This is a genomic window from Lacrimispora sp. 38-1 (assembly GCF_049890855.1).
GTDB lineage: Bacteria > Bacillota > Clostridia > Lachnospirales > Lachnospiraceae > Lacrimispora.
Genome location: NZ_JBANEW010000019.1, coordinates 18342 through 31904, shown reverse-complemented (window position 1 = coordinate 31904; position 13563 = coordinate 18342). Strand labels below are relative to the sequence as shown.

11 protein-coding genes and 1 pseudogene are annotated in these 13563 nt (G+C 42.8%); 11 read left to right on the top strand and 1 reads right to left on the bottom strand.

Annotation, left to right across the window (positions count from 1 at the left end; genetic code table 11):
- Positions 1-83 precede the first annotated feature (83 nt).
- The 5 genes and pseudogenes from V7D18_RS04845 to V7D18_RS04825 all read left to right on the top strand — a co-directional run bounded on the left by V7D18_RS04845 (position 84) and on the right by V7D18_RS04825 (position 7567).
- On the top strand, positions 84-2738 hold the full coding sequence (locus tag V7D18_RS04845; RefSeq protein WP_426151991.1) for a carbohydrate-binding protein: 2655 nt from the start codon (positions 84-86) through the stop codon (positions 2736-2738).
- A 70-nt stretch (positions 2739-2808) separates the two neighbouring features.
- Positions 2809-3393: pseudogene (locus V7D18_RS04840) on the top strand (alpha/beta hydrolase); the annotation flags it as partial.
- 239 nt (positions 3394-3632) lie between these two features.
- The gene (locus V7D18_RS04835; protein WP_426151989.1) at positions 3633-4130 is read left to right on the top strand and encodes a carbohydrate-binding protein; all 498 of its coding nucleotides are present in this window, start codon (positions 3633-3635) and stop codon (positions 4128-4130) included.
- Between the two features lie 14 nt (positions 4131-4144).
- Positions 4145-5944, top strand: coding sequence for a glycoside hydrolase family 43 protein (locus V7D18_RS04830; RefSeq protein ID WP_426151987.1), 1800 nt, complete (start codon positions 4145-4147; stop codon positions 5942-5944).
- A gap of 297 nt (positions 5945-6241) precedes the next feature.
- Positions 6242-7567: a carbohydrate-binding protein gene (locus V7D18_RS04825; RefSeq protein WP_426151985.1), complete on the top strand. Its 1326-nt coding sequence runs from the start codon at positions 6242-6244 to the stop codon at positions 7565-7567.
- Positions 7568-7816: 249 nt separating this feature from the next.
- Here the strand turns inward: V7D18_RS04825 and V7D18_RS04820 are convergent, their stop codons facing one another.
- Positions 7817-8365: a GNAT family N-acetyltransferase gene (locus tag V7D18_RS04820; RefSeq protein ID WP_426151983.1), complete on the bottom strand. Its 549-nt coding sequence runs from the start codon at positions 8363-8365 to the stop codon at positions 7817-7819.
- Positions 8366-8509: 144 nt separating this feature from the next.
- Here V7D18_RS04820 and V7D18_RS04815 point away from each other — a divergent pair, with 144 nt between their 5' ends.
- From V7D18_RS04815 to V7D18_RS04790, 6 genes are all read left to right on the top strand, one after another.
- Positions 8510-8854, top strand: coding sequence for a metal-sensing transcriptional repressor (locus V7D18_RS04815; RefSeq protein WP_117419896.1), 345 nt, complete (start codon positions 8510-8512; stop codon positions 8852-8854).
- Between the two features lie 130 nt (positions 8855-8984).
- Positions 8985-9752 carry a tRNA threonylcarbamoyladenosine dehydratase gene (locus V7D18_RS04810; protein WP_426151981.1) on the top strand — a complete coding sequence of 256 codons (768 nt, stop codon included), beginning with the start codon at positions 8985-8987 and terminating at the stop codon, positions 9750-9752.
- Positions 9753-9773: 21 nt separating this feature from the next.
- A complete protein-coding gene (locus tag V7D18_RS04805; RefSeq protein WP_426151980.1) occupies positions 9774-10976 on the top strand; it encodes an ATP-binding protein in 1203 nt (400 codons plus the stop codon).
- A gap of 58 nt (positions 10977-11034) precedes the next feature.
- Positions 11035-11466 carry an RrF2 family transcriptional regulator gene (locus tag V7D18_RS04800; protein WP_426151979.1) on the top strand — a complete coding sequence of 144 codons (432 nt, stop codon included), beginning with the start codon at positions 11035-11037 and terminating at the stop codon, positions 11464-11466.
- Between the two features lie 254 nt (positions 11467-11720).
- Positions 11721-12998, top strand: a complete 1278-nt coding sequence (locus V7D18_RS04795; protein ID WP_426151978.1) for an MFS transporter — start codon at positions 11721-11723, stop codon at positions 12996-12998.
- 96 nt (positions 12999-13094) lie between these two features.
- Positions 13095-13499: a hypothetical protein gene (locus V7D18_RS04790; RefSeq protein ID WP_426151976.1), complete on the top strand. Its 405-nt coding sequence runs from the start codon at positions 13095-13097 to the stop codon at positions 13497-13499.
- The last annotated feature ends 64 nt before the right edge of the window (positions 13500-13563 follow it).

Here is a 13563-nt window from a genome sequence, read left to right as displayed (position 1 = left end):
ATCTTTAAAAAGTACTTGTCAGGTACAATTTCGAAGTTACCTCATATACTATAAAGATATTAAAAAACCAGGAGGAAACGGGTATGTTAAAAAAGAAGGCTTCCAAAAGAAGTGTTTCATTAATTCTCTCTTTGATAACTGTATTATGCAGCATATTCACTTTTACTGTCTTTCCGATAGCTGCATCCGCTGCGACTCAGGCAACCTATTATGTTTCGCCGACAGGAAGCGACAGCAACCCGGGAACGCTTGCAGCACCCTTCCAAACAATGGAAAAGGCGCGCGACGCTGTACGCATGATCAACAGCAATATGACCGGAGATATTTATATTTATTTGCGGGGCGGAAACTACAGCATCACCAGTACCGTTACTTTCGGACCACAGGATTCAGGGACAAACGGATACAGGATCTATTACCAGGCATACACGGGTGAAACGCCTATCCTGAACGGTGCAACAAAAGTTACAGGTTGGACTCAGCATAGCGGCAATATTTATAAGGCTGCGCTCAATCGTTCGACCAAATTGAGAAACCTTTATGTGAATGACCAGAGGGCTTCGATGACCAGCAAAACCGTAACAGCCCGCGGAGGGTACGGGACTTATTCCGTAACTGCAGGACAGGCTGGTTGGGCATGGACAAGCGGCAGTAAGAGTGACGGGGTTCAGTATAATACATCGGATGTACCGGCAATTGCCAGCAACAAAGATGACCTTGAGGTCGTAAACGGTACTACCTGGAATGAGAATATAGTTTGTACCAGGGATGTCATTACATCCGGCAGTTATAGAGTGCTTCTTTTACAGCAGCCTTATGGGGCGATAGCACAGACTCCGGGGTGGGGGGCAGCCTTTAGTGCTTCCGGTACCCATACGATTTATAATGCCTTCGAATTCTTAAATTCTCCTGGACAATTTTATTTTGACAAGACGACCAAAACGCTTTATTACTATATCCGTCCAGGTGAGAATATGACCACTGCCGATGTAGAGGCTCCTGTTGTAGAGAAGCTGATCGAGATCGCAGGAACATCAATTACAAACAGGGTCAGGAATATCACCTTCCAGGGTATTACTTTTGAAAATACGGATTACAGCCTAGTGAATGTTGCAGGCTCACACGGCAAATCCACATGTCAGGCTTCACAGGCATTTATCGCTTTTTATAACGACAATTGGCACAACACCAAGTATGATCTTGTTGATACATTGCCGGGAATGGTCAACGTAAGCAGCAGCGATTCCATCAACTTTATAAGAAATACAGTGAAGCATAGCGGCAATGATGGAATTTCCATGGTAAACGATGTTATAAATTCCAGTCTTATCGGCAACTACATCACGGACATCACATCCAGCGGCATCACGGTAGGGCATCCGCAGCATGTTTATATCGGAGATGGTGGAAACCATGCAAAATATGCTCCCGGCGTAGAAGGGGTTTGTAAGAATAACACCATCAACAATAATTTGTTGTACAACATAAGCACGTCTCACGGATTTGGTGGATGTGCCGCCATCACGGCTTACTTTGTGGATACCATCAAAATAACGAATAACCATGTTCAATCAACAGCATACAATGGAATCCATTTAGGATGGGGATGGTGTAATTTCACTGACTCCACTACCTGTAAAAACAACACAGTAAGTAATAACCGGATTATTAATACCTTAACCAGGCTTCATGACAGCGGAGCCATCTATACCATTGGACAGATGCCGGGCACGAACATTAACCAAAACTATGTCAGGGGAATTCCTCCTGCAACCTCCGGTCCGACCTATGGTTTGCATAACGATGAAGGAACTGCCTATATCAATGAAAATGACAACGTACTGGATATTGATCCGGGGGTAAAGTATACCATCAACTGTGAGGATTTTGGACAAAAACACGATTTAACCATACTGCGGACCTATGCTACCGTAAGTAAAATGGGCGTTAATCCTCCAAACAGTAAAATTGATCCCCCGGTTGTCGTACCGGATAACGTATGGCCTTTGACACAGTACACCACCTGTTTGAATTCGGGAATCCAGGAAGCATACAGGGATATTATCCCGTCAAACCTGCTTTCAACACCGGATTATGTGTTCCCCGCAAGTTGTGCTGCTGCAGCCGGAACTGGCATAAGTATAAGGAGCAGCGGGAATTCTTCAAATACGGTATGGTTTGCCCCGGCCGGAACAACCAGTTTTGCCGAGGGATCTACGATGACGAAAGCGGAAGGAACTGCGACAACGATTACTGCCCCAGCCGCCGCCGGTACGTACAGGTTGTGTGTAGTAAATTCACAAGGCATGAAGATGGGTGAATCGTCGGCACTGCTCCGGGTAAGCGGATCGTCTTCACAGATTGAAGCGGAGAGTTTCAGCAGCCAATCGGGTATTCAATCGGAAACCTGCAGTGAAGGAGGACAGAACATTGGGTATATTGAAAATGGTGATTATGCCGTATACAACAATATCAATTTCGGCGCCGGAGCGGCAAGCTTCCAGGCCAGAGTGGCCAGCGGCACCAGTGGAGGGAATATTGAGATCAGGCTGGACAGTCTTACTGGTCCTTTAGTAGGCACTTGTTCTATCACTGGGACTGGCGGCTGGCAGACGTGGGCTACCAGAACCTGCAGTGTCAGCGGAGCAAGCGGGACGCATAACGTATACTTGAAATTTACCGGTGGGAGCGGTTACTTATTCAATATAAACTGGTTCCAATTTACCGGGGGAAGATAGTGTACTCTAATCATGTTGCCGTGTATCCCGTTTGGGATACCGGCAATATAAAAGAAAGGGGAAATAAAAAATGAGACTAAAACCCTTAATGAATGAAATTGTCAGGAAAATAGTATCGGCTTTTATCACTCTTGCAGTACTTTTAGCAATGCCTGTAAACTCAATGGGGGCGGAAGCGCTCCCAACCATGCCGCCGGCAGGATATGACCAAGCCAGGAACAACATTCCACACGGACAGATCAACAGTATTACTTATCAATCATCAGCAACAAACAGCCAGAGGAAGGCGAGAATTTACCTGCCACCAGGATATTCAACAAACAACAAATACAGCGTCCTGTATTTATTGCACGGTTACGGCGGGAGTGAAGGTGATTGGTTTACAGGCGGAGGTGCAGCCAATGTCATTATGGACAACCTTATTGCCGATGGCAATATTCAGCCGTTTATCATTGTAACACCAAATGCTAATACATCGTCAATATCTGATGGTAAGCTTCCGGATGATATACTCAACAGCCTTATACCATACATCGATTCACACTATTCCGTTTATACTGACCGCCTTCACAGAGCAATTGCCGGTCTCTCGTATGGTGGTCCACAATCATATAATATTGGGTGTACAAATATGAACAAATTCGCCTATGTCGGAGGTTTTTCAGGCGGCGGACCTGTTGCCTATCCGACCAGCAAGTTGTTTCCAGATCCTGCAGCTACCCGTCAGCAGATGAAGCTATTGTTTCTTTGCATTGGTACCAATGATAATTTATCTTACAGTGACGGCATAGCTAATTTTTGTAAGAGCAATAATATCCCTTGCACCTATTATCAATTCCAGGAAGAGGTCACGATTGGACTGTTTGGAAACCAAGTCTGTGGAATTTTTCACAAATGGCGTGCGCGAAAGGATTTACGGATTATGGCACCCCAACCCCTACTCCAACTCCTGACCCGAGATCGGCATTCACACAGATCGAAGCAGAGAGTTACGACAACCAGTCGGGAATCCAAACCGAAACTTGTAACGAGGGCGGACAGAATATTGGGTATATCGAGAATGGGGATTATGCAATCTATAACAATATCGATTTCGACAGCGGTGCGGCAGGCTTCCAGGCTAGAGTAGCCAGCGCCACCAGCGGAGGTAATATTGAGATCAGGCTGGATAGTCTTACCGGTCCTTTAGTAGGGACTTGTGCAGTCGCCGGAACTGGTAATTGGCAGACTTGGGCTGACGCAACGTGCAGTGTTAGCGGGGTAAACGGAAAACATGACATATACCTGAAATTTACAGGAGGGGGTGAATACTTATTCAACCTGAACTGGTTCAAGTTTACCGGCGCAAGTGTAACCGCCGGAGATCGTGTCGATACGAAATTATCATATTGATTGGAGGTAAATCTATGAAAAAAGTATGTAGAGTTGTAGTTTCCCTGTTGGCTATTTCCCTATTTCATTCAACAGAGTGTTATGCAGACAATCCAATCGTACAAACGAATTATACTGCGGATCCTGCCCCGACGGTCTATAACGGGACGTGCTATTTGTATACCACTCATGATGAGGACACCATCGTCAATAATTTTTATACCATGAATGACTGGAGATGCTATTCATCCACCGACATGCAAAACTGGACGGATCATGGATCACCGTTGTCTTACAAAACATTCAGTTGGGCGCAAGGCGATGCATGGGCTGGCCAGGTTATTAATAGGAACGGGAAGTTTTATTTCTACGGTCCGATGACCCGGAAAAACGCCGGGGGCGCAAGGGTAATCGGTGTAGCGGTATCAGACAGCCCGACCGGGCCGTTCACCGATCCTATCGGGAAACCTTTAATCACCAATAACGGGGCGCAGGATATCGACCCTACCGTATACATTGACGACAACGGACAGGCGTATCTCTACTGGGGGAACGGTAACCTCTATTATGTGAAGTTGAATCAAGATATGATTTCATACTCAGGCGGTATTGTCCAAGTATCTCCGAAACCAGCAAGTTATGTCGAAGGTCCGTGGTTCTACAAGCGTAATAATTTATTTTACATGGTATACGCGGGTATGACCGGAGGATCCGAAAATATCTCCTATGCGACCAGCAACAGTCCTACCGGGCCATGGACCTCCAAGGGAACTATTATGGGTTCGCAAAACAGCTATACAAACCATCCGGGAGTAATGGATTATAAGGGAAATTCCTACCTCTTTTACCATACCGGTACTTTACCGGGAGGCGGAAGCTACCATCGTTCTGTTGGCTTGGAACAATTCAAATACAATGCAGATGGCACAATTCCCAGTATTCCAATTACCAAAAATGGTCCGGACCAGCTTGGTAATCTAGACCCATATGTCAAAACTGAAGCTGAAACAATTTGCTGGGAATCCGGTGTTGAGACAGAAAAATGCAGTGAAGGCGGAATGGATGTAAGTAATATCGAAAACGGGGACTGGATAAAAGTAAAAGGTGTAGATTTTGGTTCCGGTGCGGCATCTTTTGATGCAAGAGTAGCTTCGGCAACTAACGGCGGGAATATTGAAATCCGCCTTGACAGCGAGACAGGGAAACTGGTGGGGACTTGTGCTGTTTCAAGTACCGGAGGTTGGCAGACCTGGATAACTAAGTCCTGTAATGTAAGCGGTGCAACAGGAGTACATGACCTATACTTTAAATTTACCGGCGGAAGCGGTTCTCTATTTAACTTCAACTGGTGGAAGTTCACCGGCACAGGTATAACTCCTGGCCAGACATCGGCATTTTCACAGATAGAAGCGGAAAGCTACAACACCCAGTCTGGAATCCAAACCGAAAGCTGCAGCGAAGGAGGGGAGAATGCCGGATATATCGAAAACGGGGATTATGCTGTTTACAACAATATCGATTTCGGCAATGGTGCAGAAAGCTTTAAGGCCAGAGTCGCCAGTTCCACCAGCGGAGGTAATATTGAGATCAGGCTGGATAGTCTTACCGGTCCTTTAGCAGGGACTTGTCCGGTTGCCGGAACCGGAGGCTGGCAGACTTGGGCTGATGCAATGTGCAGTGTTAACGGAGTAAGCGGAAAACATGACTTATACCTGAAATTTACGGGAGGAAGCGGATACTTATTCAACCTTAACTGGTTCAAGTTTACCGGTGGAAGTGTAAGCACCGGAGATTTCAAGGAAGATGAGAGTGTTGATGAACAGATTATGCCTTGATGAAAATGTACCTTCTATTACGAAATTACCTTGTTTGCCTTAAAGACGTGCGCTCTAAAGTTGTTTACAACAATACCGTTAAATTCAAATAAGGAGGTAATTGTGGATTATGAAAAAAAATCAATATTTATTATTGGATTAGTTTTATCACTGGCATCTTTCAATGTAGTACATGCTGCTTCATCGTATATTGATTATTTTAAAACGACACCGATAATCGATTCCCTATCGTCGTCCTGTTGGGGCGCCGCGGCAGTGGGTCCTCGTGATCAATCCAACGGTTTGGAAGACAGGACCATGTCCAAGTATGCTTACTGGGATGGAGGAATTATCAAGGGGCCGGATGGCACGTATCATATGTTTGCCAGCCGGTGGAATCAATCGGCCGGTCACAACGGGTGGTTTGGCTCTGTGGCTGTTCATGCGACGAGCCCCAATCTGTATGGACCTTATACGGACAAGGGTATGTGCTGGCCCAACGATCAGGGCGGTAAAGGTCATAACGTGGTTCCTCTGCAACTAAAAGACGGGAGGTATGCGATCCTCGTGAGTGAAACAAGGCGGCCGGCGGACATTTTTGTCTCCAATTCCCTGGATGGGCAATGGTCAAAGCTGGGTAGTGTATCAATTGCTCCAAATGCTTACTCATCCAAATATACAGCGTCCAATGTTTACATTATGCTTCGTCCGGATGGACGTTATGGGTTGATTGAAAGAGATGGGGTAATTGGTATTTCTGATAATGTCCTTGGACCTTACACCATTCAGGGAACCAATATTTATGCGAAGATTCCCGGTTGTCCCACAGTCAACATGGAAGATCCGGTTATGTGGTATAGTGGTGGTCTTTATCATATTATTGTCAATAAGTGGGACACACGTAAGGCGTATCACATCACTTCCCAAGATGGTATCAGCAACTGGAAATTAGAATCGGGATACGCCTATGACCCGACAGCGAATTTTATCCGCTATTCAAATGGTACGGTCAATCATTGGAATAAATTAGAACGACCCAATGTGTATATGGAGAATGGACATGTGGTTGCAATGACACTTGCGGCGATAGACGTTGCAAAAGACCAAGATTTGGGCAACGACAGTCATGGAAGTAAGGTTATCGTCATTCCGTTTGATGGTGCCGCATTAGATTCTGGGGGTGTTCTGCCAACTCCTGACCCAATATCAGCCTTTACTAAGATCGAAGCGGAGAGTTACAATAACCAATCGGGAGTTCAAACCGAAAGCTGTACGGAAGGTGGGGAGGATGTCGGATATATCGAAAACGGGGATTATGCAGTTTATAGCAATATTGATTTCGGCAGCGGTGCTGCAAGCTTTCAGGCCAGAGTCGCCAGTGCCACCAGCGGAGGGAATATTGAGATCAGGCTGGATAGTCTTAACGGGACTTTGATAGGGACTTGTCCGGTTGCCGGGACCGGGGGTTGGCAGACCTGGGCGGCTGCAACGTGCAATGTTAGTGGGGTGAGCGGAAAGCATGACTTATATCTGAAATTTACGGGAGGAGGCGGATACTTATTCAACCTGAACTGGTTCCAATTTGGTACAGGAAGTAATTCCGGAAGCTTGGGTGGTTTAAATTCCGAAGGGCAAACAGACTAAATTTATGGCATTCCAGATATTATATAATCAATAAATATATCCATGTACAGGAAAAGAGTTGTCTCTGAAAAAAGACGGCTCTTTTCCGTGAGCAGAATCAATAGAATATTTAGAAAAAACATGATGAACAAAAAATTGGCTAAGAATATTTTTGATATCTCTGCGCATCTCGCCCCTTGCCGGGGTGGTACTGGCGGAATACGAATATGATGGAAAAGGCAATCGTAAAACCCTGCGAGAAACCGCCCATTATTCATTCATTTCATGGTTTAATAATACCATATGAAGGTGATCTTCCCATTTTCCATTGATTTTTAAATACTGAGGAGAAAGACCCTCTTCTTTAAATCCAAGTTTTTGCGTCACTTTAATCGATCTTATATTACGAGGCATAATATTGGCTTCAATCCGGTGAAGACCGTAGTCCTGAAACATGATCTCAATTCCTTTTTTTACAGCTTCTGTCATATAGCCCATGTTTATTTCATCTTTATCCAGGTTATAGCCAAGGAAGCAGGAGAGGAACACTCCTTTTACGATATTGTTAAATGCCAGGGCGCCGATCACTTTGTCCTCCTCCCCCTTTTTGGAGATCCACAGCTTTAACGCATTGCTGTCTGCGATTTGGTTTTCCAGCTGCTTTTTTTGATATTCCTGAGTGTAAAATTCTTCGTCTCTGACAGGTTCCCATTCCGATAAAAATTCGCGATTTCTTAGATAATAGTCTGTAACCATGGGTGCAAAGGACCGTTCCGGTGTTCTTAGTAAAAGCCGACTGGTTTCATAGATTGCTGACATAGTTTCCTCCTGTTGTATTGAAATTTTGGACTAAGAGCGTAGCATAAATGGAAGGGAATGTCAAGAAAACCTGAATTTTCATACCATCTTGTGAAAAAATGAAATCTGGAGTACAATAGGGTAGTATGGAGGAGAGTAGCAAGTATGAACGAGAACATGGAATATCACACACATAAGGCAGAGGATGGAACCGAGTATACCCATTCCCATTTACCCGGACACCCGCATAAGCATACGAATACAAAGATGGTTATCAACCGGCTGTCCCGTGCGATCGGACATTTGGAATCTGTGAAACGTATGGTCAGTGACGAAAGAGACTGCAGTGAGGTTCTGATTCAGCTGTCAGCAGTCATATCGGCATTGAACCAGACGGGAAAAGTGATTATCAAGGATCATATTGAACATTGTATTGTGGACGCGGTGGAATCAGGAGACAAGCAGGCAATTGATGATTTAAACAAGGCCATTGACCGTTTTATTAAATAAACCGAATCCCATCGGAAGGAAACCATATCCAGTAAAAATGAATTGCCCAAACACACTTTTCGAAGTATAATTACTTGAAGTGTGTTTTTTTATACCATCAGGCAGAAAATGTAGAAAGAGGTAGATTCATTTGTTAAATCAGTTTTCCAGAACCCAGCTGTTACTGGGGGAAGATGCTATGAAGCGTCTGTCAGAAGCGAAAGTTGCCGTATTTGGAATTGGCGGAGTGGGCGGATATGTTGTGGAAGCTCTGGTAAGAAGCGGAGTCCGTTCCTTTGTTCTTGTTGATGATGATAAGGTATGTCTGACCAATATTAACAGGCAGATTATAGCCACCAGAAAAACGGTGGGCAAATATAAGGTTGAAGTAATGAAAGAGCGGATTTTAGACATTAATCCGGAGGCAGAGGTAGAGATGCACAAATGCTTCTTCCTTCCGGAGAATGCAGGAGATTTTTCCTTTCAGGACTATGATTATGTGGTGGATGCGGTGGATACGGTGACAGCCAAGCTTCAGCTTGTCATGCAGGCAAAAGAGGCAGGCGTTCCGGTCATCAGCTGTATGGGAGCTGGCAATAAGTTAGATCCCACCCAGTTTGAGGTTGCTGACATTTACAAGACATCGGTTTGTCCTCTTGCGAAGGTCATGAGAAGAGAGTTAAAGAAGCGGGGAGTGAAAAAGCTTAAGGTGGTTTATTCAAAGGAAATACCAACCAGGCCCATCGAGGATATGTCCATCAGCTGCAGGACAAACTGTATCTGCCCTCCCGGAGCTGCGCATAAGTGTACAGAGAGACGGGATATTCCCGGAAGTCTTGCGTTTGTGCCGTCTGTTGCAGGTCTGATTATCGCCGGAGAGGTTATTAAGGACCTTGCAGGCGGGCAGCAGAAAGCGTAAAAGGAATGAGGAGATAAAGATATGGGTTCAGAATACAGGGATACTTGTGAATGCAGTCTGTCATTACAGCAGTTAGAGCAGCTGGATCAGGCAGAATATATTCTGGTGGACATCAGAGAGGAAAGAGCCTATCAGCATGGGTTTATCCCCGGTGCCATCCACATGGATATGGAAGCATTATCAGCAGATGAGTGCACGCTTCCCAAAGAGAAGAAGATTGTTTTATATTGCTTAAAGGGTATAATCAGCGAGGAAGCGGCAGAGACTTTAAGAGATAAAGGATATATGGCCTATAGTCTGGCAGGTGGCTATGGAACCTGGCTCATTCAGACCATGAAGAAGGAAGATAAGGGTCAGGGACGGCTGGAAGAGATTGAAAAGAGTATCCGAAAGAAATTCCATAAGGAGCTGTTCAGCAAATTTGCCAAAGCAATCAATGAATATGAGCTTGTAAAGGAAAATGACAAGATAGCCGTATGCATCTCAGGAGGCAAGGACTCCATGCTGATGGCAAAGCTGTTTCAGGAGATCCGGCGCCACAACAAATTTCCGTTCGAGCTGGTATTTCTTGTTATGGATCCCGGCTATCACGAAACAAACCGGCAGGTGATTGAAAACAATGCCAGACTTTTAAATATTCCAATTACCGTATTTGAAACACAGATTTTTGATGCTGTCTATGAAGTGGAGAAATCCCCCTGCTATCTGTGTGCAAGAATGCGACGGGGATACTTATACAGCAAGGCGAAGGAACTGGGCTGCAATAAGATCGCACTCGGTCATCACTATGACGATGTGATTGAGACCATTCTCATGGGAATGATGTACGGAGGCCAGATCCAGACCATGATGCCAAAGCTGCACAGCACCAATTTTGAAGGTATGGAGCTCATCCGTCCGCTGTACCTCATCAGAGAAGATGACATCAAACGGTGGCGGGATTACAACGATCTTCATTTCATTCAGTGCGCATGTCGGTTTACCGATACCTGTACCACCTGCAGAACAGATGGAAATACCGGTTCCAAACGGGTGGAGATAAAGAATCTGATCAGGCAGCTGAAGGAGACCAACCCATATATTGAGGGCAATTTATTTAAAAGCGTTGAGAATGTTAATTTAAATACCATAATTGCTTATAAAAAGGATGGGGCTGTTCATCATTTCCTGGATGATTATGATGAGAAAACGGCTGGTAAAAAAGAAAATCTGGAAGAATATTAGAAATAGACTTGAAAAACATATTAACCTTGTGGTAAATTATGATAAGGAGGTTATGCATATGAAAATTTCAACGAAAGGCCGTTATGCCATCAGACTCATGATTGATCTGGCAGAGCACAATAACGGAGAATTTATTACACTGATGGATATTGCCCAAAGGCAGGAGATATCAGAAAAATATTTGGAATCCATAGTCTCTGTTTTAAGTAAAAATAATCTCCTGATCTCTTTAAGAGGGAAAGGCGGCGGCTACAAGCTGGCTAAGGATCCGGAGCTTTATACAGTGGGAAGCATTTTACGGCTTACGGAAGGTTCTCTTGCTCCTGTGTCCTGCCTGGAAGGGGAGACCAATAACTGCGACAGAGCAGGGCAGTGCCAGACTCTGGAGATGTGGGAAGGCCTTAATAAGCTGATTAATGATTACTTTGACGGGATTACCATTGCAGATCTGATTCATAAGAATGATTATATGAATAATTATGTGATATAGGAGAATGAAGAGCTTTGTTCATTCTTATATATGATAGCAGAAAACAGACAGCGAAAGTTGTCTGTTTTTTTGTACCCAGGGAGATCGGTTTCGCTGCCGGTCTAATGATCAAATTCTTTGGTAGTGTCCAATTTTGGAAGCTAACGCGTATAATTTCGGCACCTGGGTTGAATTTATTGTCATAAAGTGTTAAATGTTTATAGATACATTTTGTATAAAGACCGATAAAGGAGGGGGGAGGTAAAGGTTAAGTAATGAAAATATATATGGATAAATTATTTATAAAAACAGAAAAAGAATATATAAAAATTATTCTTTCAAACATAATAGGCAGATTTGGTGATTCTATTGATTCTATAGCATATGGCTGGATGGTGTATGAACTAACCGGCTCTACCTCATGGCTGGCGCTTATTTATGGTGTAAATTCTCTGCCAACGATCTTACTTCAGCCTTTTGCCGGAGTTTTGGTGGAATTTATTGATAAAAGAATCGCAGTTATATTATGTGACACAGGCAGAGGCTTAGTGGTCTTAAGTACAGGTATTATGATGATATCAGGAGTGTTGCAGCCGTGGCATTTATTAATTCTTACTTTTTTAAATTCATGTTTTGAGGCTTACAGAATACCCAGCAGTCTTTCTATAATTCCACTTGTATTAAAAAAACAGTATTATAATATTGGTTTATCGCTCAATCAGTCTGCTAGCCGTATATCTGAACTCATAGGTCTGGGCTGTGCAGGTGCTGTTATTGGCATTCTTGGAAGTGGGGGTGCAATTATTGTTGATGCAATTACTTTCTTTATATCAGCAATATTATTTTGCTTATTAAAGTTACCACAAAGTAAAAAAAGACATACAAACATTAATGTTAAGAATTATTGCACTGATCTATACGGTGGCATACAATATTTTAAGAAAAATCGGATTATTTTTATAATATGTTGTATTGGTTTCCTATTAAACGTAATTACTGTTCCATTGGAAAAACTACAGGCGGCATATGTGAATGAGTGCCTTAGTTTAGGAGTTAATGCGATGTCGGTAGGAAGCATTTTTATGACTTGCGGGCTTATTCTGGGCAGTTTACTTTTTGTCTGTGTTAGAAAAACATTTTCAAATAAAGATATATTAATTTATGGCGGTGCATTAATTGGAATTATATACTTCTGCTTAATGTTTGTTGGCTTGATTGATTATATTCCTCTGCGTTATATAACCTATGGGATTATTTTATGTATATTTGGATTTATCAATTCTATTATTGGTATGTCAGCACAAGTAACTTTCATGGCAAATACTCCAAACGAATACCTTGGCAGAGCTGCAAGTATCTTTAATGCAATGGCTTGCTCATCTATTCCAGCAGGCTCTTTTCTATTGGCAATCGTTTTACCTTACTTAACAATTATACGTACTTATTTTTGTGTTGGAGTAATTACAGTTTTAATTTTTTTATACATTGGGACTTTAAAATCTATCAGAAAAATGGAAGAGGTTTCGTCCGATTTTGGATGTCAAGATGTATGATTTTGACTTAGGGATTGAAATTAAAGTAAAAAATGTTAATATAAAATTGCCGCCTGAAAGAAGGCAGCCAGATAATGATCAGAGAGGAATGAATAAATGGTAGCAGTTAAAATAGTGTTTGGTATAATAATGTTTGTTTCGATTATTTACAGTTTTTTAATAAAAGTTGTAATCATGAATTTAAAAATGAGAAAGTATGAAGAAAAAATTCATGGCACAATTATAAGTGTTAGAGAATCTTGTATAAAGGGGAATCACTATAACTATTATCCTACTTATAGATACATAGTAGATGGCGTTATTTACGAAGAAGAATTAGCATTTCCTGAGAATAAGGAAGAAAACTTACCGATTGGTGAGGTTAGAATATTACAATATGATGAGAAAAATCCAAAGAACTTTTTTCCAATTATGAATAAAAAAGCATGGTTAATGCAATCAATAAAAAAAATTTTAATTGCTATTTTTTTTATTGCGTATATATATTATTTGTGCAAATGATAAAAACTGAAGATTAAAGTGATTAATCTTTATTCATGTTTGCTGGTGTGATTTGCTAATAACT

Coding starts and splice junctions, on each gene's coding strand:
- V7D18_RS04845 (WP_426151991.1), top strand. CDS start 84: ATGTTAAAAAAGAAGGCTTCCAAAAGAAGTGTTTCATTAATTCTCTCT.
- V7D18_RS04835 (WP_426151989.1), top strand. CDS start 3,633: ATGGCGTGCGCGAAAGGATTTACGGATTATGGCACCCCAACCCCTACT.
- V7D18_RS04830 (WP_426151987.1), top strand. CDS start 4,145: ATGAAAAAAGTATGTAGAGTTGTAGTTTCCCTGTTGGCTATTTCCCTA.
- V7D18_RS04825 (WP_426151985.1), top strand. CDS start 6,242: ATGTCCAAGTATGCTTACTGGGATGGAGGAATTATCAAGGGGCCGGAT.
- V7D18_RS04820 (WP_426151983.1), bottom strand. CDS start 8,365: ATGTCAGCAATCTATGAAACCAGTCGGCTTTTACTAAGAACACCGGAA.
- V7D18_RS04815 (WP_117419896.1), top strand. CDS start 8,510: ATGAACGAGAACATGGAATATCACACACATAAGGCAGAGGATGGAACC.
- V7D18_RS04805 (WP_426151980.1), top strand. CDS start 9,774: ATGGGTTCAGAATACAGGGATACTTGTGAATGCAGTCTGTCATTACAG.
- V7D18_RS04800 (WP_426151979.1), top strand. CDS start 11,035: ATGAAAATTTCAACGAAAGGCCGTTATGCCATCAGACTCATGATTGAT.
- V7D18_RS04795 (WP_426151978.1), top strand. CDS start 11,721: ATGAAAATATATATGGATAAATTATTTATAAAAACAGAAAAAGAATAT.
- V7D18_RS04790 (WP_426151976.1), top strand. CDS start 13,095: ATGGTAGCAGTTAAAATAGTGTTTGGTATAATAATGTTTGTTTCGATT.